The organism is uncultured Altibacter sp. (assembly GCF_963972995.1).
Lineage (GTDB): Bacteria > Bacteroidota > Bacteroidia > Flavobacteriales > Flavobacteriaceae > Altibacter.
Genome location: NZ_CAXAXI010000007.1, coordinates 75574 through 98249, shown reverse-complemented (window position 1 = coordinate 98249; position 22676 = coordinate 75574). Strand labels below are relative to the sequence as shown.

General features: G+C 42.2%; 18 protein-coding genes. 8 read left to right on the top strand and 10 right to left on the bottom strand.

Annotated elements, in window-relative coordinates; all coding sequences use genetic code 11:
- Window positions 1-69: 69 nt before the first annotated feature.
- The 3 genes from AACZ11_RS04695 to AACZ11_RS04685 form a co-directional block, all read right to left on the bottom strand.
- Window positions 70-1233: a formimidoylglutamase gene (locus AACZ11_RS04695; protein ID WP_290624989.1), complete on the bottom strand. Its 1164-nt coding sequence runs from the start codon at window positions 1231-1233 to the stop codon at window positions 70-72.
- Window positions 1233-3731 carry a type I DNA topoisomerase gene (topA, locus tag AACZ11_RS04690; RefSeq protein WP_290624990.1) on the bottom strand — a complete coding sequence of 833 codons (2499 nt, stop codon included), beginning with the start codon at window positions 3729-3731 and terminating at the stop codon, window positions 1233-1235. The genes AACZ11_RS04695 and topA overlap by 1 nt, the downstream gene beginning before the upstream one ends.
- A 98-nt stretch (window positions 3732-3829) precedes the next feature.
- Window positions 3830-4621: a hypothetical protein gene (locus tag AACZ11_RS04685; protein WP_290624991.1), complete on the bottom strand. Its 792-nt coding sequence runs from the start codon at window positions 4619-4621 to the stop codon at window positions 3830-3832.
- Window positions 4622-4774: 153 nt separating this feature from the next.
- On the opposite strand from AACZ11_RS04685, the gene miaB reads away from it, so the two are divergent.
- The 8 genes from miaB to groL all read left to right on the top strand — a co-directional run bounded on the left by miaB (window position 4775) and on the right by groL (window position 11906).
- Window positions 4775-6223, top strand: a complete 1449-nt coding sequence (miaB, locus tag AACZ11_RS04680; RefSeq protein WP_290624992.1) for a tRNA (N6-isopentenyl adenosine(37)-C2)-methylthiotransferase MiaB — start codon at window positions 4775-4777, stop codon at window positions 6221-6223.
- 2 nt (window positions 6224-6225) lie between these two features.
- Window positions 6226-7524: a sigma-54 dependent transcriptional regulator gene (locus tag AACZ11_RS04675; RefSeq protein ID WP_290624993.1), complete on the top strand. Its 1299-nt coding sequence runs from the start codon at window positions 6226-6228 to the stop codon at window positions 7522-7524.
- On the top strand, window positions 7524-8036 hold the full coding sequence (locus tag AACZ11_RS04670; RefSeq protein ID WP_290624994.1) for an LptE family protein: 513 nt from the start codon (window positions 7524-7526) through the stop codon (window positions 8034-8036). The genes AACZ11_RS04675 and AACZ11_RS04670 overlap by 1 nt, the downstream gene beginning before the upstream one ends.
- Before the next feature lie 4 nt (window positions 8037-8040).
- Window positions 8041-8916 (top strand): hypothetical protein, encoded by an 876-nt coding sequence (locus AACZ11_RS04665; RefSeq protein ID WP_290624995.1) that lies wholly within the window; start codon window positions 8041-8043, stop codon window positions 8914-8916.
- Window positions 8913-9248, top strand: coding sequence for a preprotein translocase subunit SecG (secG, locus tag AACZ11_RS04660; RefSeq protein ID WP_290624996.1), 336 nt, complete (start codon window positions 8913-8915; stop codon window positions 9246-9248). The genes AACZ11_RS04665 and secG overlap by 4 nt, the downstream gene beginning before the upstream one ends.
- Window positions 9249-9376: 128 nt before the next feature.
- A complete protein-coding gene (locus AACZ11_RS04655; protein WP_290624997.1) occupies window positions 9377-9736 on the top strand; it encodes a hypothetical protein in 360 nt (119 codons plus the stop codon).
- A gap of 133 nt (window positions 9737-9869) precedes the next feature.
- Window positions 9870-10145 carry a co-chaperone GroES gene (locus AACZ11_RS04650; RefSeq protein WP_290624998.1) on the top strand — a complete coding sequence of 92 codons (276 nt, stop codon included), beginning with the start codon at window positions 9870-9872 and terminating at the stop codon, window positions 10143-10145.
- Between the two features lie 132 nt (window positions 10146-10277).
- Window positions 10278-11906 (top strand): chaperonin GroEL, encoded by a 1629-nt coding sequence (gene groL, locus AACZ11_RS04645; RefSeq protein WP_290624999.1) that lies wholly within the window; start codon window positions 10278-10280, stop codon window positions 11904-11906.
- A gap of 138 nt (window positions 11907-12044) precedes the next feature.
- Here groL and AACZ11_RS04640 read toward each other — a convergent pair whose 3' ends face one another.
- The 7 genes from AACZ11_RS04640 to AACZ11_RS04610 form a co-directional block, all read right to left on the bottom strand.
- Entirely contained in the window at window positions 12045-12254 is a 210-nt protein-coding gene (locus tag AACZ11_RS04640) for a hypothetical protein (protein WP_290625000.1), read from the bottom strand.
- Between the two features lie 382 nt (window positions 12255-12636).
- A complete protein-coding gene (locus tag AACZ11_RS04635; RefSeq protein WP_290625016.1) occupies window positions 12637-12957 on the bottom strand; it encodes a four-helix bundle copper-binding protein in 321 nt (106 codons plus the stop codon).
- A 146-nt stretch (window positions 12958-13103) separates the two neighbouring features.
- Window positions 13104-13472 carry a heavy-metal-associated domain-containing protein gene (locus AACZ11_RS04630; protein WP_339831616.1) on the bottom strand — a complete coding sequence of 123 codons (369 nt, stop codon included), beginning with the start codon at window positions 13470-13472 and terminating at the stop codon, window positions 13104-13106.
- 88 nt (window positions 13473-13560) lie between these two features.
- A complete protein-coding gene (locus tag AACZ11_RS04625; RefSeq protein WP_290625002.1) occupies window positions 13561-15831 on the bottom strand; it encodes a carboxypeptidase-like regulatory domain-containing protein in 2271 nt (756 codons plus the stop codon).
- 128 nt (window positions 15832-15959) lie between these two features.
- Window positions 15960-17186: a TolC family protein gene (locus AACZ11_RS04620; protein ID WP_290625003.1), complete on the bottom strand. Its 1227-nt coding sequence runs from the start codon at window positions 17184-17186 to the stop codon at window positions 15960-15962.
- Window positions 17183-20920, bottom strand: coding sequence for an efflux RND transporter permease subunit (locus tag AACZ11_RS04615; protein WP_290625004.1), 3738 nt, complete (start codon window positions 20918-20920; stop codon window positions 17183-17185). The genes AACZ11_RS04620 and AACZ11_RS04615 overlap by 4 nt, the downstream gene beginning before the upstream one ends.
- Complete coding sequence (locus AACZ11_RS04610) at window positions 20920-22638, bottom strand: efflux RND transporter periplasmic adaptor subunit (RefSeq protein ID WP_290625005.1); 1719 nt, start codon at window positions 22636-22638, stop codon at window positions 20920-20922. The genes AACZ11_RS04615 and AACZ11_RS04610 overlap by 1 nt, the downstream gene beginning before the upstream one ends.
- Window positions 22639-22676: the final 38 nt, after the last annotated feature.

Below are 22676 nucleotides of genomic sequence, written 5' to 3'. Positions count from 1 at the left end.
ATAAAATTTTAAAAAAACAACAATTTTCTTAAAAATCCCTTAAAGCTCTTTTTTACTTAGTTCGTTTGGTTATACTTCATTCTTTCGGCGGGCTTTCAACCACCTTTCAGGAATCTCCTGATTTGTTGCACCCAAATATTCGCCATAAGTGCAAGGTAATAACGTTCTACTTTTTAATTTATTATTAACATTTGAAATAAAAGGTAATTCTATCCACCACCGACCCGTCTTATTGCTTTTCTTAAAGATCAGCACTTCGTCGTCAACAGGTACCTTATATGTTGTAAATAATTCGTTTTTACTGAAGTCTTCATCAGCTACTCTAAAATTGACACCCTCTATAAAGTACCAAAATATCTGAGCGATCAACATCGCCGCACTTTCAGCATTCTTATAATCGGTCAATTCATAAACTCCAAAAGAGCTCACCTTATTACTTATACCTGCATACCGGGCGATCGCACAGATCTCACGCCCGTCAAATCCGTTGGGGCTTGCGTTGTTCTTATAACTCAATTCGGCACTTTTTATTGCAGCTACATCCAAAGCTACAATATTGGTGTTTCGCATAATCGGTTCCACCAAGGTAATATCGGCCGTTACTTCACCCAAGCGGTAAGCATCAAAGTACAATTTCTCCATAAGGGCGATCTCTGCCGGGGGATTAAAATACGACTGATACCCCAAAACACTATAGTTAAAAAGGTTATACGGCTTGTCTACAATGATCTTCCCGACGTACGAAATATTTGAAATTGGCTTCTCGGCATCTCCCAGATCGAAGTTGCAATCTACATTCACTAGATTCACCATGGTTCCAACATCATCATAAGCGCGGTACTGGCCGTAGACCAGGTCTTGACTTCCCCCCAAGATAAGTGGTATGATCTTTTTTCGAAGAAGCGCTTCAATAACCGTACGCATAGCAAAGTAGGTATCTTGCACGGTTTCTCCTCTTTCGATATCACCTATATCAATGATCTTATGATTCCAGTTACCCGGATACAATGCGTAAAATGCCTTCCGAAAGGCATCGAAACTTGGTTCTCCCCCTAAAAAATTGATGTCGTTACGATTCTCCTTAACTCCCAATAGTGCAAACTTCACCTGCGAGAGTGAAGGCAGCGTTCCTTGCTCGGTATGCACTTCAATTTGTTTTCCTAATACGCCGGTTGGCAATATTTCTCTGTGAGCGAGCACCGACTTAGACACGGGGGTCAAAAATTCAATCATTAGTTTTTCTTGGTGGTCGTTTTCTTTTTACGGCTTGCTTTCTTCTTAGGTGCTTTCTTTTCCAGCAATGCCTGAGCTTCTTCCAGTGACATGGCTTCGGCTTTTGTGGATTTGGGCAATTCTACCTTGGTCTTTCCCTTGATCAAGTTAAAACGACCCCAACGGGCTTTTTCAAGACGAATTCCTTCATCGGGCCATTCCTGAATAAGCTTATCGATCTCCTTTTGCTTTTTATCTTCAATGAGCTGTTCGATATCCTCTTCGGAAAGATTATCGAAGTCATACTTCTTGTTTACGTTAATGAACATATTGTTCCACTTGATAAATGGGCCGAAGCGACCGGTACCTTTCTGAACCGGTAATCCTTCATACATATATATAGGTGCATCTGCCTTTTTCTTCTCTTCGATAAGCTCTTTCGCTAAGGCCATGTCCACATCCAACGGATCGACATCCTTAGGCAGCGAAATGAATTTTTTTCCGAAGCGCACATAAGGTCCAAAGCGACCATTATTCACTTCAACTTCCTCTCCTTCGTATACCCCGAGAGTCTTCGGTAATTTGAACAGGTCCATAACCTCTTCAAAAGTAACCAAGTGTAATTGTTGGTCGGGACGCAAACTTGCAAACTTTTTCTCGTCATCGTCGGGAGCACCAATCTGAGCCATGGGCCCAAACTTACCGAGTCGCACCAATACCGGACGACCCGATTCGGGGTCTTCACCTAAGATACGCTCACCACTTTCACGATCGGCATTCTCTTGCACATCTTCAACCTTGGGATGAAATTTTCCGTAGAAATCCTTCAGCATTTGTTTCCACTCCTCTTTTCCTTCGGCTATATCATCAAAATCCTGTTCTACTTTGGCCGTGAAGTTGTAGTCCAAGATATTCTTAAAGTGATCTACTAAAAAGTCATTCACGATCAATCCAATGTCTGTAGGAACCAATTTTCCTTTATCACTCCCTACAGTCTCGGTAAGTTCTTTTTCCTTGACAGTATCTTTTTGAAGGGTAAGCTGTATGTAGTTGCGCTCTGTCCCTTCTACTGTACCCTTTTCAACATAGTTTCGGTTGATAATGGTAGATATAGTGGGTGCATAGGTGGAGGGGCGGCCAATACCAAGTTCCTCTAATTGTTTTACCAACGACGCTTCTGTATAACGATACGGCGGTCTTGTATATCGCTGGGTAGCCGTAATGTACTGATTCTCCAAGCGCTCCCCCTTACTAAGATTAGGTAACATCCCCTCCTGCTCTTCTTCTTCAAAATCGGTGCCTTCCAAGTAAACTTTCAGAAAACCGTCAAATTTGATCATCTCTCCATTGGCCGCAAAATGTTCGGCGACCTTTTCTGAACCCGAAATAGCGATCTTCACATTGGTACGTTCCAATTGTGCATCGCTCATCTGAGAAGCCAAGGTGCGCTTCCAAATTAGATCGTACAAGCGCGCTTGGTCGTAATCTCCTTGTATGGTATGTTGTGACATGTCGGTAGGACGAATCGCTTCGTGTGCTTCTTGAGCACCCTTCGATTTTCCTTTAAAGTTTCGGGGATGGCTGTATTTACTACCGTATGACGTTTCGATTTCTTTTTGTGCTGCGTTTTTGGCCTCGTTGGACAAGTTCACGCTATCGGTACGCATATAGGTGATCAAACCGGCCTCGTAGAGCCTTTGGGCGATGGTCATGGTCTTTCCTACTGAAAAATATAATTTACGCGCTGCTTCCTGCTGAAGGGTTGATGTAGTAAAGGGTGGCGCCGGAGATTTCTTTGCCGGCTTTTTGACCAATTCTGAAATTTGATACGAAGCGCCCAAATTCTTCCGAAGGAATTCACGTGCTTCCGCCTCGGTGTCAAAATTCTTAGGAAGTTTTGCCTTGAAGCTAATTCCTTCCGAAGTAGTGAACTCAGCATCCACACGGTAGGAAGCCACAGGTGTAAAGGCTTCGATCTCACGTTCGCGCTCTACGATAAGCCGAACTGCTACCGACTGGACGCGTCCCGCGGAGAGACCTCCTTTTACCTTACGCCAAAGGACCGGAGAAAGTTCATAACCTACTAAGCGATCTAAAATACGTCGCGCCTGTTGTGCATTCACCAGATTGTAATCGATCTGGCGCGGATTCTCAATGGCTTTTAAAATAGCCGATTTGGTGATCTCATGAAAGACAATTCGTTTGGTCTTATCGTCCTTGAGGTCTAACGTTTCGGCCAAGTGCCAAGCGATGGCTTCCCCTTCACGGTCCTCATCACTCGCCAACCAAACCATATCGGCTTTTTTTGCAAGTGCCTTGAGTTCCTTCACTAGGCCTTTCTTATCACTGGAGACTATATATTTAGGTGTAAAATCGCCATCCACATCTACACCCAGTTCTTTTGAGGGCAGATCGGCAATATGTCCAAAGCTGGACGTAACCTTGAAATCTTTACCTAAAAATTTTTCAATGGTTTTTGCTTTTGCAGGCGACTCAACAATCACTAAATTCTTTGCCATATTCACGTTGTTTGGGGTACAAAAGTATCTATTTTTTTTAATACAACGGAAGTACCCCTAAAAATAAGGGGTTTAAGAGCTCCTTTATGATGCCGGTTTTAGAGTCCGGTTGGGGTCGTATTTCTGTCGGTTACAAGACTCAACCCTACGGTGTCTTTATAAATAAAGTACATCGGGATGTGTACAAAAAACGCAGTCACAAAAACACCCACAATACACAGCAGGATCCCCAATTGGGCGATCAATCCGGCGACGATCATCAATCCGAAGATAGTCAACCAGAATTTGTTCCCTAGTTTAAAACTTGCTTTGATGATCTCAGAAACGGACAATTCCGGATGAAACGCAAAGAACACCACTACAAGTTGTAGCGGAACCATGACATAAAAAATAGGTAAATAGCATGCAAGAACTGCGGCAAATGCTATTCCGAAGGTTGCCAAGGAGAGCAGTAGTAGTTTTTTGAAATTACCTCTAATTAGGTCGAAATAACCTCCCACATTCTCTGTGGTTCCCATATCTGCTTTTTTCAGAACACGTATAAAGTGGGCGGTAATGCCATACACCACAGCTTGCACTAAAAAGATGAGAATAAAAATCGCAATAACATATAATATAAGGACAGGGATGTACGGCGTAATATCGGGTTCATTATAGTATGCGTAAGAATCGTACGAATGATAACTATCGAAGCCACCTAAATAAAAGATAAAGGCTATATATGGTATATAGATAAGAAGGATCATTGGAATGACGACTACCATACTAACGAGCGCATGATACAATGCCTGTTCCCACACCTTTTTAAAAAGTTCGAAGCTTTTTGAGAGGATATCACCAAAATCGGGTTTATTGGCATGTTCAATTTTAGAAAAAATAGGATGTTCCATAGTCGGTTGGCTGAAAATGATGCTTTAAATTTACAAAAAAGAAATCTGCCAATTTGTCACAAACATCAATTTAATTGTATCTTTGCCAATGCAAATTGGAAAGGTGGCGTTATAATTGTCAACCCTTAAAAATTATCGTATCTGAAGAGACCTATGAAAGAGAAAATCATTGATGAATCCCAGCAAGGCGAATCGCTTATTTTAGAACCACGGCCCGAGAATCGTCGTAAGCTATTCATTGAGAGCTATGGCTGTCAAATGAATTTTAGCGACAGCGAGATCGTAGCCTCTATTTTGGCCAACGAGGGTTTCAATACCACCAATCGGTTGGAAGATGCAGATCTGGTCTTGGTAAATACCTGTTCGATTCGTGACAAGGCCGAACAAACCGTACGCAAGCGTCTGGAAAAATACAATGCCGTTAAACGTATCAACCCTAAGATGAAAGTGGGAGTTCTGGGCTGTATGGCCGAACGATTAAAGGAAAAGTTCCTGGATGAAGAGAAGATTGTAGACATGGTGGTAGGGCCCGATGCCTACAAAGATCTTCCAAATTTATTGCAGGAAGTAGAAGAAGGACGTGACGCGGTAAATGTTATCTTATCTAAAGATGAAACCTACGGAGATATCGCTCCGGTACGTCTGGGAGGAAATGGTGTTACTGCTTTTGTGAGTATTACCCGTGGCTGCGACAATATGTGTACATTTTGTGTCGTACCCTTTACCCGAGGACGCGAACGAAGCCGAGACCCACAAAGCATTCTTGCCGAAGTGAACGATCTGGCCGAAAAAGGATACAAGGAGATCACACTTTTGGGGCAGAATGTGGATAGCTATCTGTGGTACGGGGGCGGACTTAAGAAAGATTATAAGAATGCGACCGACATGCAAAAAGCAACAGCTACCGGTTTTGCTGAACTATTGGAAATGGTCGCTCAAGCACAACCGCATATGCGAATTCGGTTTTCAACGAGCAATCCGCAAGATATGACCGAAGATGTACTGCACAGTATGTCGAAATACCAAAATATTTGTAACTACATCCATCTACCGGTACAAAGCGGAAGCTCCCGTATTTTAAAGGAAATGAATCGCCAACACACCCGTGAGGAATACATGCATCTTATAGACCGTATTCGGGAGATCCTTCCTGATTGTGCGATCTCACAGGATATGATCACCGGGTTCCCTACCGAAACGGAAGAAGACCACAAAGCAACCTTATCTCTTATGGAGTATGTAAAATACGATTTCGGTTTTATGTTTATGTATTCTGAAAGACCCGGAACCTTAGCCGCACGTAAATTGGAAGATGATGTTCCTTTGGAAACCAAAAAGCGTCGTCTTACCGAGATCGTAGACCTTCAGCAACAACATTCGGCGTACCGCACGCAACAATTTGTAGGAAAGACCGTAGAGGTATTGATAGAAAAAGAATCTAAAAAAAGTGACCTTCAATGGAGCGGAAGAACCCCTCAAAATACGGTAGCCGTCTTTCCGAAGGAACACTACAAGGTAGGAGATTTTGTGAATGTATATATAGAAGATTGCACCACCGCAACCCTTATAGGAACCGCTGTGGGCTACTCAGATAATAACTAGGTATGGAAAGTGTACAGGCAGTAAAACAACGCTTTGGCATTATAGGAAACGATCCTAAACTCAATCGCGCCGTGGAAAAGGCCATTCAGGTGGCACCAACTGATATTTCGGTGCTGGTGACAGGTGAGAGCGGTGTAGGCAAGGAAAGCATTCCCAAGATCATTCATTCCCTATCCCACCGTAAACACGGCAAATACATAGCCGTGAATTGTGGTGCGATCCCCGAAGGCACGATAGACAGTGAGTTGTTTGGTCACGAAAAAGGTGCTTTTACAGGAGCCACTGCCACACGAAGCGGATATTTTGAAGTGGCCGACGGAGGCACGATCTTTCTGGATGAGGTAGGCGAACTTCCACTGCCTACACAGGTACGCTTATTACGTGTTTTGGAAAATGGTGAATTTTTAAAAGTAGGATCTTCCAAGACTCAGAAGACCGATGTTCGTATCGTGGCGGCCACCAATGTGAATATGAACGAAGCGATCGATAAAGGAAAATTCAGAGAAGACCTCTATTACCGACTAAGTACGGTGGAGATCGGCCTCCCACCGCTACGAAAACGAAGTGAGGACATTCATTTATTGTTTCGAAAATTCGCTTCAGATTTTGCCCAAAAATATAAAATGCCTACCATTCGTCTGGAAGACGATGCGGTAGCCTTGTTGTTGCAATATCGCTGGGGCGGTAACATTCGTCAGTTGCGCAACGTAGCCGAACAGATCTCGGTGTTGGAGCAGGACAGGGATATTTCTTACAACACCTTAAAGCACTACCTTCCTGATGTTGGAAGCAATCTACCCGCTGTAATCCATTCAAAAAAAGAACACAGCGATTTTAGCAGTGAACGTGAGATCTTATATAAAGTCCTGTTCGATATGCAACGCGATGTGAACGATCTGAAGAAATTAACTTTAGAGCTAATGAAGAGCGGCAACGTTTCAAAAGTAAAAGAAGAACAATCATCGCTTATTAATAAGATCTATTCTGAAGACACCAATAATGAGGAACAACTTGCTGCTATTGTCGATGAGGAAGAAGCTGCCTCCCAAGACGTAGAAGTGCTAAGCATCCCTTCATCGGGTTCTGAAGCATTCGACGGGGCACAGAATAGAGCAAAAAAGGGGAATTACGATTTCGCCGAAGAGATTGAAGAAGAAGAAAATCTGTCCCTTCAGGAAAAAGAATTAGAACTCATCAAGAAGTCCTTGGAGAAATACGGAGGAAAACGTAAAGATGCCGCCGACGAACTTGGCATATCTGAACGCACGCTCTACCGAAAAATCAAACAATACAACCTGTAATGAAGCTGTTACAACTCGTTTTTATTCTATGTTTCTTTGTGCTGCCGCTTCAAAGTTGTAAATACTATTCACTAACAGGAGCGGATATCGATTATTCACAGACCAAGACCTTTCAGGTTAATTATTTTCAAAATACAGCCGCACAGGTAGAACCGGGGATCGCGAGGGATTTTACTCAAAACCTACAAGACTTATTGTTGAACCAAACCAGTTTGGACCTGGTCACCTCCAACGGCGACTTGGTGTATGAAGGGGAGATCGTTGAGTATTATATTGCGCCTATTACCGCGACCTCACAGAGCACGGCCGCACAGAACCGCTTGACCATCGCCGTGAATGTTCGCTTTTACAATACAAATGATGTTGAAAAGGATTTCGAACAACGATTCTCTTTCTACTTCGATTACCCCGGCGGGGCTTTGTTAACTGGAGCCCGTCTCGATGATGCCATTGCCGAGATCTTTGAGCGCATTACACAAGACATTTTTAATAAATCACTCGCGAATTGGTAAGTTTTTGAACACGAAAAAATACACATATCTGTTAGCGCATCCGCAAGATCTCAAAAAAGAGGATCTCAAGGAATTGGAAATCGTGATCCAACGCTATCCTTATTTTCAAAGCGCGCGTGCCCTTCAATTAAAAGGATTGAAGAACAACAACAGTTTTCTGTACAACGAAGCGCTTAAAGTTACGGCTGCCTATACTACCGATCGGGATATCCTGTTCGAGTATATTACCTCAGATAAATTCATCCAAAATGAGATCTCGCAAGCCATACAACAACATGACGAACATGTGCTAAGCATGGATGTAGAAAGTGAGGATGTTTCCGAACAGATAAGTTTGGCGCTGAACCGTCAAATGAAGGAGGAACTAAAAAAGGCAGAAGCCATTTTGAACCCCAATCTGTTTCAGCGCAAGTTAGAATCCATACAAGAGATCGTTGAAACACCTTCGGAAACCGAGGAGATCGTTGAAGCAACAAATGCTCCCTTGGAGTTTAAAAAGGAGGACACCCATTCGTTTTCCGAATGGTTAAAATTGACCAAAGCACAACCTATTGATCGTTCTTCGGAAGGAGATACGGCTAAAGAAACCGTATTGGAAAAAGAACGAAAGTTCGAGCTTATCGAGAAATTCATTCAGCAAAACCCAAAACTGAAACCTGCTTCCGAAGCTGTTTCGCGAAAAGATCTGGCAGAACCCTTTACACAAGCTGCAGATGCCCTAATGACCGAGACTTTGGCCAAGGTATACATGCAACAAAAGAACTATGTAAAGGCCATTCAGGCATATAAAATTTTAATTTTGAAATATCCCGAAAAAAGTGGTTTCTTTGCAGACCAAATTCGGGCAATAAAGAAATTGATTAATACTGAAGAACAATGAGTACGTTTACCATATTTTTGATCCTAATAATTTTCGTAGCCTTTTTACTGGTGGTAGTCATCATGGTACAGAATCCAAAAGGCGGTGGTCTATCCTCTTCTTTTGGAGGTGGTGGCACACAGCAATTGGGCGGTGTCAAGAAGACCACAGACTTCTTAGACAAGAGTACCTGGACCTTAGCCACCTTGTTATTGGCACTAATCCTGTTATCGAACATCCCAATTATGAGCGATACAGCTCCTGCAACCGATGTGTTCGATGAAGGCGCTATTGAGAATACCATCCCGGTAGATCCTAATGCCGGCAGTACGACAGAAGATCCAACTGAATAATCTATTGAACAAATTATCTAAATGCCTGCTTTTAATCGAGCAGGCATTTTTGTTTTAATTAATTTCTTATCTTTAACACTCTATTGTATAGAACTCCCCGGGATGGTTTTTTTTAAAAGCAATTTTATATGAAAAGTATTGCGTTGAGTTTTGTTCTCCTTCTTCTTTGTTCAGGTTGTTATACCTATAAGACACCCATTGAGATTTCCAACGCCGAAGCGAATGATAAATATGAGTTTGTCCTTAAAGAAACAGGGAAGAAACGAGCTCGTTATGTATCTATGGACGACACTCATGTGCTCTTGAAAAAGAACGGTCAAACCATGAGTGTACCTTTATCCGACATCATTGAAATCAAAAGCAGAAAATTCTCCTATTTCAATACCATTGTATCGATTCTTAGCATAAGTGTTGTCGCTATCATAACCATTGGTATATTCACATGGGATGGACCGGAAATCCCAATCTCACCGGCATTCCCTAATTAAGCAATTTTTGACCGACCTCTGACAAGCTGACATTTTGCTATCGCAAAGGTGTCAGTTTTTTGTCATGGCATAGTTTCTGCCTGTTAACAGCACAAACAATTAGAAGAATTAACAACTAAAAATTATACGAAAAATGGCGTTAAAAATTCAACCACTTTCAGACAGAGTTTTGGTGCAACCACAAGAAGCTGAAACCAAGACCGCGTCCGGTATTTACATTCCGGATTCTGCTAAAGAAAAACCACAACAAGGAAAAGTAGTAGCCGTAGGCAAGGGCAAGGAAGATCACAAGATGACTGTGAAGGTTGGTGATGTTGTCCTTTATGGCAAATACTCCGGCAGTGAGTTAAAATTTGACGGCAAGGACTATCTCATCATGAGAGAGGATGATATTCTGGCAATTATCTAATGTCAGTCAACGTTAAGCGGTCTGCCTTCTATTGTAAAGACTGCTTAATTTTCCATAAAAATCAATATTTCATAAAAAACATAGTTTAATTCGGCTGAAAGCTCAGGGCTTGAAGCATAAACCAAAACAGAAATGGCAAAAGATATAAAATTTGATGTAGAAGCACGCGATAGTATTAAGCGTGGTGTGGACGCATTGGCAAATGCAGTAAAAGTAACATTGGGTCCTAAGGGGCGCAACGTGATCATTAGTAAATCCTTTGGAGCACCGCAGGTGACCAAGGATGGTGTGACTGTTGCCAAAGAAATAGAATTAGAGGATGCCCTTGAAAATATGGGCGCCCAGATGGTTAAAGAAGTGGCTTCCAAGACCAACGATCTTGCAGGTGACGGTACTACCACTGCAACCGTGTTGGCACAAGCCATTGTAAAAGAAGGTTTGAAGAACGTTGCTGCAGGAGCGAACCCTATGGATCTGAAGCGCGGCATTGATAAGGCTGTGGAAGCAATCACCAAGGACCTGGAAAAACAGGCTACCCAAGTAGGAAATTCCAGCGATAAGATAAAGCAGGTTGCGGCTATCTCGGCCAATAACGACGATGTAATCGGTGAATTGATCGCAAAAGCTTTTGGAAAAGTAGGAAAAGAAGGGGTGATCACCGTAGAAGAAGCTAAAGGAACAGAGACCTATGTTGATGTGGTCGAAGGAATGCAGTTTGATCGCGGATATTTGTCACCTTATTTTGTCACCGACAGTGACAAAATGCAAACAGAACTTGAGAATCCAATGATCTTGTTGTACGACAAGAAGATATCTTCTATGAAAGATCTTCTTCCTGTGCTGGAGCCAGTGGCACAGCAAGGGAAGTCATTATTGATTATCGCCGAAGACGTTGATGGAGAAGCGCTGGCGACCTTGGTCGTAAATAAACTTCGTGGATCCCTAAAGATTGCCGCTGTGAAAGCTCCCGGATTTGGTGATCGAAGAAAGGCCATGCTAGAGGATATTGCAGTTTTAACAGGAGGTACCGTAATTTCTGAGGAACGCGGATTCACGCTTGAGAATGCTACCGTAGATATGCTGGGATCTGCCGAAACCATCACGATCGATAAGGACAATACTACCATCGTGAACGGCGCCGGAAATAAAGGAGACATTAAAGCACGTGTCAACCAGATCAAAGCCCAAATTGAAACGACCACAAGCGACTACGACAAAGAAAAGTTGCAAGAACGTCTGGCTAAATTGGCCGGTGGTGTAGCGGTATTGTATGTAGGTGCTGCTTCCGAAGTAGAAATGAAAGAAAAGAAGGATCGTGTGGACGATGCCCTTCACGCTACCAGAGCCGCTGTAGAAGAAGGTATTGTAGCCGGAGGTGGCGTGGCATTGGTGAGAGCTATTAAAGTGCTTGAGAAATTGACCACAGATACACTCGACGAATCTACCGGGATCCAGATCGTGGCACGCGCCATCGAATCACCTTTGCGCACTATTGTAGAAAATGCAGGCGGTGAAGGCTCTGTTGTAATTAACAAAGTACTGGAAGGTAAGAAGAACTTTGGGTACGATGCCAAAACCGAACAGTATGTGGACATGCTGAAAGCCGGGATCATTGATCCTAAGAAAGTGACCCGCATTGCTTTGGAAAATGCAGCTTCGGTGGCAGGTATGATCTTGACGACAGAATGTGCCTTGGTAGATATCAAGGAAGACAGTCCGTCCATGCCTCCAATGGGTGGCGGAATGCCGGGCATGATGTAATCAATGCCTGATGGCTTGACATAGAACGATTATTTTTGAAAGACCTCTGTTTTATCACAGAGGTCTTTTTTTATGTTAAAATAGGTTTACATAAGCGCCGTAGGAAAACCAATAGCGTGCGTGTTATAGCCTGAAGGGTTAGTTTTTGTTTTTCCTGAAAATTCTAAAGAGGGAGAGCGCTACCAAGGTGATCACAAGGGGCCAAATTACAAAAAGATCTACGCGCATGACATTGGCACCTTGATTGGGTTGGTAGGATAGCCACTGCTGCATATAATATTCCCATACCACAGCCGCAATAAGAACCACTATGGTAATGATGTACAAAAATGTTACGGGTTTTATCATCCTATAAAAATACAAAAACCACCTTGTTTAAGGGTGGCCACTAGGTATTTTCTGATTAAAAGGTTTATCGCAATAAACCCCCTTCGAATTACTTCTTCTTAGAAGCAGTCGGAGCCTTCTTAGCAGGAGCTTTCGCCGGTGCTTTCTTTGCAGAAGGCTTGCTGTTTGACTTAGGTGTTGCCATAATGAATATTGATTTAAATGACTAAGTAAATGTACATTGTTTTTTGATACGATGATTTTTTTGTTGGCTAAATTTTAACTAAAAAACACAACATTTTTTATGTAAAAAAAAGGAGCTGCATAACAACTCCTTTTTTCATTGCTTCGAGATCGTTTCAGTAGCTTACTTTACGCTGCTACAAGCGTATCCTTAGTTAGTCTATGACAGGAAATCTTCACAAGCTTCAATACATTTCTTACACGCTTCTGCGCACTGCTTACAATGGTCGTGATCGTGCTGTCCGCATTCTTCGGCACATGCCTTACATACTTTAATACAATAGCGAACCAAATCATCTACCTCTTTGTAATCCATAGCCAAAAGTTGATTCAATGTGCTACAGACTTCGGCGCAAACACGGTCTGTACGAATACAGCTGACCATTTGTTTTACATTCGGTTCATCTAAACAGGCATCGGCACAATAATTACAGTGATTGATGCAGTTTCCTAAGGCGTGAATTAATTTTTCGTGTCTCATCATTCATTATTTTAAGATTCACATGAAGATACGTATTGGTACCTTCATATCCTTTTAAAGGAATGATAAGATTTGCTTTAGAAATACTAAAATTTCCTTAAGATACCTTACTTATTAAGATACCGCTCTCACGATCATTTTGTCTTTTATCGATTATCTTTCTTGCCGTGTGCGTCCTTGATCTCTTCGTCACGGTATTTACAACAATCGTGTACACTGTTGTATGCTTCCTCGGTTGCTTTGATCTCATGAGTATCATGACCTACATTCGCTATGTTTTGCTGAATGGTAGCTAGATCGGTTTTACGCTCATCATAGATAAGACTTAATTGATGTGTTTCTACACTCCAAACTGCCGATTTCACGCCCTTTGTATTTAAGGACGCTCGCTTGATACGCTGTTTACACATGCCACAAATACCGTCGACCTCAATGGTAGCTCTTGCATTCTTGTCCTGTGCAAAAGCAGTGGTGGTCATTAACAGTACAGTTACTAATAAAAGTACTTTTTTCATTGTTCTGATTTTTAATATTCTGAAGACGGCGCACCCTTCGCACATCTTCTGTTAGTTACCAATCGTTGCCGGGTGTTAGCAAAAATTTTTAATTCAATTTATAACGCAAGCCAGCATAATACATACTCCCAAAAATAGGGCCATACACAAAAGTAGTATCAAAATTTGGTCCAAAGGGATCCTGACTTGCAATAATTGGATTTTCCTGAGTGACATCCAAGATATTCTCTCCTCCAAAATAGATTTCAAAATTAGGAGTTAAGACATTTGTAATTTGTGCGTTGAGCGTACCAACCGTAGGAGAATACTCCGGTAATTGATACGGTAAGGGATTATCACTTGTTTTAGGGAATCGTTGTTCTCCCAGCCAATTATAGGTGGCATCGAACTTCCATTGAGAGCCGTTTGGCTGCACTTCGGTTTCGTAGGCCACATTTCCAAATACACGATGCCGGGCTGTAAGCGGCTTTTCAAGCCTGCCCGAGATATAATCGGTTTGAATATCGTAATACTTGTAGGCGCTTCGCACATCCAATCGTTCTAATACATTGATATGAAATTCTACCTGAAAGCTGTTGGCGTAGCTCTCCCCCTTCAGATTATAAAAACGAATCTCTTTTCGGTTCTCCCAGTCTACCACCACCTGATCCTGAAAATCGGTACGGTAGAAGTCTAATGTAATATCGGCTTTTCTTCCGAAGAGATCAAAACCTTGCAAATACGAAACCCCATAGTTCCATGCGATCTCAGGATCCAATCCGTAAATCTCCCCGCCGCTGTCCAAAATATTGATGGTACGTGCCGTAGCGAAAAGCGACTGATTTTCGGCAAAGATGTTCGCACTTCGTTTTCCACGACCCACCGATGCCCGAAAAGCCGATTTCCCCCAAGGCGTGTACCGCACATGCAAGCGCGGTGTTACAAAGGTTCCTAATAAATTATGATGATCTAAACGAATTCCTGCCGTAAGATTGAGACTGCCAAGATTGTCATAAGCATATTCAAAAAATCCTCCAACCGAATTTTCGGTCCGGCTGTAAACCTCACTGTTCACGAACTCCTCATAATCGTCGTGGGTATAACTTACTCCCGTTTTAACCTTATGACGTGAATCACTAATAATAGAATTATACACAAAGTTAGAATAGATACTGCGATGCGAGATATCGTACGTATTCAATCCAAAATAAGAAGCTTGTTCGTGTTCACTGAAAGCAAACTGAAGCCCTGCCGTTTGATAGGGAATATTCGGGTTAACATAACCCAACTTTGCTGAAACATCGTACCGCCGGGTATCGATCTCACTGCGCCAAAGATCAGGTACGGCTTGGCGGGTTGTGCCATGTCCTCCGCCACCGTCACCGGGGCTGTCGTGATCAGAATCCAACTGTCCGGCCTGCTTTGCATCGTCCAAATATCGAAAATTTAAAAAGCTCACAAAGCCTTTTTCGGCATTGGTATACTGCCATCGGTTCATCACATTGATTTGCTCTCCTGTTGGCATATCCAAGAAAGTATCGTTGTTCTCGTCGTGTTCCTTATTTCGAACATTGCCATGCAAATAGAGCCCGGTACTCCATTTGTCGCTCACTTGTGTATTGAGGTGTGTGTTCAGTTCAAAACGGTCGTTAGTGGCTCCATAGAGATTGACAAACAATTTATCATCGGTTGAAGGTTTTCGCAACTCGGTGTTGATCTGTCCGGCAATACTTTCAAATCCGTTTGTCACACTTCCCGCACCTTTCGTGATCTGTATGCTCTCAACCCACGTCCCGGGAATGAAGCTCAAGCCATACGTTTGGGAGGCTCCGCGAATTGCAGGAATGTTCTCTGTAGTGATCAAGATATACGGACTCGTAAGGCCCAGCATTCTAATTTGGCGCGCTCCCGAAACGGCATCGGCAAAATTGACATCGATGGAGGGGTTGGTCTCAAAGCTTTCAGAGAGGTTACAACATGCTGCTTTTAAAAGCTCATCACTACTTACATTGGTAATATTTTCTGCTGAAATGTAAGACACCGAACTTGACTTTTTACGTGTATTGACAGTCACCTCTTTCAGATTATTGGACGCACGTAGCACATGTCTAATATTTTCTGAATTATTGATTGTTAGGGTATCTGTATCGTATCCCACATAACTTACCACCAATTGGGTATACTCGATCCTATAAGGAATACTGAAAGTTCCGTCTAAGTCGGTAATGCTTCCTATGGAAGTATCCAACCAGTATACGTTGGCGCCGGGGAGCCCTATGGTCTCATTATTCTCAGTTTGGGTTAGGATGGTTCCTTCCAACGATTCCTGAGAAAATATTATGGATGGAAGAATAAATATAAGGAGTTTTAAATAGTTCATTCTAGGGTTGTAGGTTTAAAATATGATGTTTGCCAAAAAATTAAGAGCAATGGTATTATAAAATTCTTCGATAAGCAAATGTGAAAGGCAATACGAAGTATAGAAAAAGTTTTCATTCGACATATAGATCAATTAGAGGGTGAGACATAGGCCATGAGGGCTGTTTGCCGATGAAAGTCTGTTATGCTCTCTATGATTTGTTTCTGAAACATAAGTTGTAATTCTTGAATATCTAGAACATCGGTAAAATCGATTGTACCGGTCTCATAGTTCTTTAGAAGAATTTCTTCAGCATCCTTAGCCTGTGCAAGGTTTTGCATTTGCGTACGATAGCGTATTACGGCCGAGTTTCGGTTTGAAATAGCGGTTCTCACTAAATTATCCAATACATTTTGTCGCGTCTCTTTTTGTGCGATCAACTCTTGTTGGCGCAATTGGTTTTGCTTTGAAACAGAGGTATATTTCTTACTAAAAATTGGAACTGACACCGTTAGCATAGGCATTAAGATATCCTTGCCATTCTCTGAAACGTTCATATCGGATCTGTTGCTAACAGGAATATAATCGAGTCCGAAACCAAGGCTAGGAGCCGCCTCCTTTCGATTAAGTTGTTCAGCTTGCACTACAGATTCGTACAATGCATCGTACCGTAAAAGCTCGGGATGCAGTTCAAGTTGAGTTGGTTCTACTGAGATCACTTCTGAAGGTATGGATAGTGTATCGGTGATTTCCACCGTACTATCTTCCGTTCTGTGAAGCATATTATTGAACATAGCTTCTTGAGCTTTTGTTTGCTCCTGCAATACAGCAAGTTCTTGCTGTAATTCATTTTGTCTTATTTGAAGACGTAGTACGTCTACGGCTGAGGCAGTACCTACTTCAACCGATGTTAGTGCCAATTGTTCATAAGTTTGCAAAAGCCGGATGTTCTCCAAAAGAACAAGTTGTTTTTCTTTAAGTGCAAACAAGGTATAGTACCCCTGGGCTACTTCCAAAGCCAATTTACGTTTGGCAATTGCAATATCGACATATTGCGCTTCGGCCATTGAAGCTGCATAAGTTTCTCTTGCCGTGAGGGTTCCAAACCAAGGAATCATTTGACGTAACGAAAACCGTGCGCGTTGCGCTCCTGTTCGAGTTTCGGGTTCGCTAATAAAATATCCGGCGGTCAATTCGGTATTGGGGAGACTGTTCGTTTCATTCACTTTTTCTTCAGCAAGTGCATATCGCATATCAACCACTTGAATCTCGGGGTTGTTTGCAAGTGCTGTTTGGATATAACTAGTTAGCTCTTGCGTATGACCTTCCGAAGGGAATAGTAGGATAGAAAATAATAGAAGTTTTAATTTTTTCATGAGTTAATTTTTTTAAGCTGTACTTCCTTGCGCCAACTAAACAGTACGGGCACTACAAACAATGTGATAAGGGCAATCAACATCCCCCCAAAACTGGGTATGGCCATAGGAATCATGATATCACTTCCACGGCCAGTCGAGGTTAGGATGGGCAGCAAGGCTAAAAGTGTTGTAGCAGTTGTCATGAGACAGGGACGAATACGTTTTTCTCCTGCTTCAACGACCGACGCTCTTATCTCTGCTGTACTTTTAGGTTCATTTTTCTGAAAGGTTTGTGTTAAATAGGTCGCCATCACTACGCCGTCATCGGTTGCAATGCCAAACAAAGCGATGAAACCTACCCAAACGGCAACACTCAAATTGATGGGATGCATTTGAAACAAGTCGCGAACGTTTGCCCCCAGAAAATTAAAATTGAAGAACCAAGACTGTCCGTACAACCAAATCATGATAAATCCGCCTGCAAAAGCAACGGCGATTCCGGTAAATACCATGAATGAGGTTGAAACCGATCGAAATTGAAAATACAATATTAAAAAGATGATAAATAGCGATAAAGGCACTACCAGCGAAAGTGTTTTTTCTGCTCGCAGCTGATTTTCGTAAGTTCCCGTAAAACGATACGTAATCCCTTTGGGAACAACAAGCGAGCCTTCATCGATCTTTTGTTGAATAAGCACTTGTGCATTCTCAACCACAGTTACTTCAGCAAAAGCATCCCTTTTATCAAAAAGTACATAGCCCACCAAAAATGTATCTTCGCTTTTAATTACTTGTGGCCCCTGTTCATACCTAATTGTAACTAATTCTCCCAAGGGTACAGGTGCCCCTTTGGCAACCGGCACATAAATATTCTTAAGATCGTCGGGGGTATCTCTTAATTCTCTAGGATAGCGAACACGAATGCCATAGCGCTCTCTCCCTTCAACGGTTTGCGTAAGAGGCATTCCTCCCACTGCGACCTGTATTACACGTTGCACATCCTCTACACCCACTCCATAGCGTACTAGTCGCTCTCTATCAATATCTATAAGTAAATAAGGTTTTCCAACAATTCTATCGGCAAATACGGCTTCATCTTTCACCCCTTCTACCTCCTTTAAAATCTTCTCTAATTGAATACCAAAAGCTTCAATCTCTCTTAGATCCTGACCCTTCACCTTAATTCCCATGGGAGCTCGCATTCCGGTTTGCAACATGACCAACCTCGTTTCAATAGGCTGTAATTTAGGCGCCGATGTAACACCAGGAAGTTTTGTAACACGTACGATCTCATTCCATATATCGTCAGGCGATTGAATCTCGGGACGCCAATTTCGGTAATACGCTCCCATTTCATCTGGGATAAGTTGGTCCCGATCTACTGCAAACCAAGTATTCGACAGGGTAGTATCTGCTCGTTCGATATCTTTAACATCTGTATTTGGGTTCCGAAATATTCTCCCGTCTTTTAGCACATACAGTCCATCTTCATTTACACGATACCGTTGTCGTATACCGGAAGCATTGAGCATGTACTCCGGTTTGTATTGTATAATATTCTCATACATGGATAAGGGCGCCGGGTCTAATGCAGATTCCGTCCTCCCTGCCTTTCCAACAACAGTCTCAATTTCAGGAATTGAAGCTACGGCCATATCCAATTGTTGCAGGACACGCTTATTTTCTTCAATTCCAGCATGAGGAAGGGATGTAGGCATCAATAAAAAAGATCCTTCATTAAGGGACGGCATAAATTCCTTACCCGTATTTTGCATTATAACAATTCCAAAAATTACAATGATTGTTGGGATACTTAGAAATAGTAGTTTGTTTTGAAGTGACCAGCGTAAAATTTTCGTATAATTTCTTCGGAATACCCAAAAGACTGCCAACAAGCCAAAACAGACAATACTCACAAAAATAAGGTTCCAAAAAATTGATTTGTCTAAACCTAAGGGTCGCCAATAGCTTGCCAGCAAAATAACAATTGCTGCTACCGAAATAAGCATGTTGGTTAGATTGGCTCCTTTTTCAGATAAAATACCTCTTTGCAAAAATATGCCTGCAACACCAAACGCCATTAGCAAAAGACCAAGCCAATACCCGAAGAACACTGCTGTAATACCAACTATTATCAATACACCATTTATGATAATTCGATAATTCAATGAGACATTTCGTTTTTTAAACATATATGCCGCAAATGGGGGAATAATAAACAAGGCGATTACTATAGAAGCAGTAAGAGCCATTGTTTTTGTAAAGGCTAAGGGTCTGAATAGTTTCCCTTCGGCACCAATCATTGTAAAAACAGGTATAAAACTTATTATAGTTGTTAAAACAGCGGTTAGAATAGCGCCGGATACCTCAGCCGTGGCATTGTACACTACCGCATTGACAGGAAGATCATTCTCATTCTCGTCCAGATGCCGAAGGATATTTTCAGAAAGGATTACACCCACATCCACCATGGTTCCTATGGCAATGGCAATCCCGGATAGTGCAACGATGTTAGCGTCCACACCGAAAATTTTCATACTAATAAAGACCATTAAGACCGCCACAGGCAGTAACCCTGAAATCAAAACGGAAGCCCGAAGATTAAATACCATTACAAGAATTACTAGAATGGTAATAAGTATTTCCATGGAAAGGGCTTCATTCAACGTTCCCAGTGTTTCCTGTATTAGTTCTGTCCTATCGTAAAACGGAACGACGGTGAGTTGGGAAATGCGGCCATCGCTAAGTTCCTTTGAAGGAAGACCACCGGCAATTTCAGCGATTTTCTCCTTTACATTCGTGATAACTTCCAGCGGATTTGCACCATAGCGAGCCACGACGACCCCACCCACCACCTCGGCACCTTCTTTATCTAGAATACCTCTTCGGGTTTGAGGACCTAAGCTAACACTGGCTATATCTTTCAAGGTGATCGATGTAAAATTTTGTGAGGCCACCACCGTCTTTTCAATATCTTCAAGCGATTGCACATATCCTAGACCGCGAACCAGATATTCTGCCTTATTGATTTCTAGTGTTTGGGCACCAATATCTTGATTACTTTGTTTTACGGCCTTTACAACACTTTCTAAAGAAATGCCGTATTGTCGCATAAGTTCAGGGTTGACATCAATTTGATACTCCTGAACATACCCCCCAATCGAAGCTACTTCTGAAACACCACTAGCCGAAGCCAAAGCATATTTCACGTAATAATCCTGAATGCTTCGCAATTCCTGAAGATCCCAGCCTCCGGTAACATTCCCATCTGTATCACGTCCTTCGAGAGTATACCAGAAGATTTGACCAAGCCCTGTAGCATCCGGACCCAAAGAAGGATTTATGCCTTCAGGCAGGAGACCTGAGGGTAATGAATTGAGCTTTTCTAAAATACGACTGCGACTCCAGTAAAATTCAATGTCCTCTTCAAAAATTATATAAATACTAGAGAAACCGAACATAGAAGAGCTTCGAATGGTCTTCACACCAGGTATACCCAGTAAAGCACTGGTCAATGGATAGGTAATTTGGTCCTCAATGTCCTGTGGAGACCGCCCTTCCCACTTTGTAAAAACAATCTGTTGATTCTCACCTATATCTGGAATGGCGTCTACAGCAACCGGATCATTGGGCAGAAAGCCCGTATCCCAATTGAACGGGGCAGTAATAATCCCCCATCCTATTATAAATAGTAATAATAGGCCAGCAACCAGCTTATTTTCAATTAAAAACTTTATACCTCTGTTCAACATTAATTATTTTTTAATGTGTCAATTACACTTCCACAGGTCAACATGGCTTCCCCGTAATAAGGATTTCTTATTTCCGCACTCTCACTTATCCAAGAAGCACCTTTATTGCTATTTGCCATAGGACATTTCTGGATGTATAGCGTATCGGGGAGCTGTGTGAAGCTCATGCTAATAGCTATGATGTTTTCCGATAAAACAATAAAATGGTCCCGTTGATTCTCAAGTGTTTCATTCTCTACGATCGCTGTCAACATGCGTTTAACGGTTTTAATATGTGCTGCTTCCATTGTCCCTAACGTTGACATGGGCAATTCTTCCACTAACGTATGCATTGCTCTGGCCTGTTCTCTCACTTTGGTTGAATTTGATACCACAAAAGCGTCCTTCAGATGCAAATATGCCGTGAGTACTGTCATAAATTCCTTTTGAAAAGAAGATGTAAATTCCATTTGCATATTACTTGCAGAAACTTCGCTAGTGAGGGTATTCATCATAGAGCGTTTGCCACGTAATTGTGCTGCCGCATCGACGGTAAAAGTACCATTGGTGACAATCTCCTCACCCGAGCTGAGACCGCCCAATACTTGATAACTATCGCCGTGCTTCAAGCCTAGGGTTACCTCTCGCATTTCAAACACAGGTTGTGAAGAATTTGGTTTCACATACACAACAGATCGTTCTCCTGTCCAAAGCACGGCACTCTCGGGTATAGTTAAATGCTCATTCGTTGAACGCTCTAAGCTTTCTATAGTACCGCGCACAAACATCCCGGGTTTTAAAAGACCATTTCTGTTGGATAATACCGCACGGGCCTGGACCGTACGCGTACCCGTGTTGAGGGTTGGGTCGATGAAATCGATGCTCGCTTGAATCTGTTCATTGGGAAAAGCATTGGTCGTGATCGCTATCCCTTGCCCCACTTTTAGCAATGGCAGCTGATTTTCATAAACATCGAACACTGCCCACACGGTATTCAGGTTTGCAATCTTGAACAAAGGCTGTCCTTGTTCTACGTAATCTCCTTCTGATACCATCTTTTCTGAGACAGTTCCTGATACTGTAGCATATACCGGAAAATATTCCTGTACTTTTCCTGAAGCTTCTATCTTATTGATCTGTGCTTCAGATATCTTCCACAATTTTAACTTATTTCGAACTGCCTTATATAATTGTGGTTGAGATTCTTTTAAAGCGGCTGTGGTGATCAATTCTTGTTGTGCAGCCACTAATTGAGGGGCGTAGATCCTTGCCAATAATTCTCCCCTGTTCACCTCTTCACCGGTAAAATTGACATATAACTTTTCTACCCTTCCTTTGAAATATGAGGATTGCACTGCATTGGCTTCCTCATTCTCCATAATCTTCCCGGACAATTTTAAGCCGGAATTTGCTTCACTAGAATTCCCAACCACCAAGGTCTGGATATTGGCCAAAGCTAAAGCGTTCTCGGTCAATCGAAATTGATCTACCGATAAACCATCTTCACCACTTTCGGCCGGAATAAGGTCCATACCACAAATGGGACAATCCCCCGGTTCCGGTTGCATAATTTGAGGATGCATAGAACACGTCCACATTTGAGTGCCGTCAGTTGCATGTTCATGGTTAATAGCGTCTCCTTTGATATCTTCATTTCTGTTGAAAATACTTCCGAAGAAAATAGCTCCCAACACAATTCCAACTATTAAAAGTGTAATGTATATACCGTATTTTTTCATTTTTACAATGAGTCTTATTACGCGGTCTCCACCGGGGG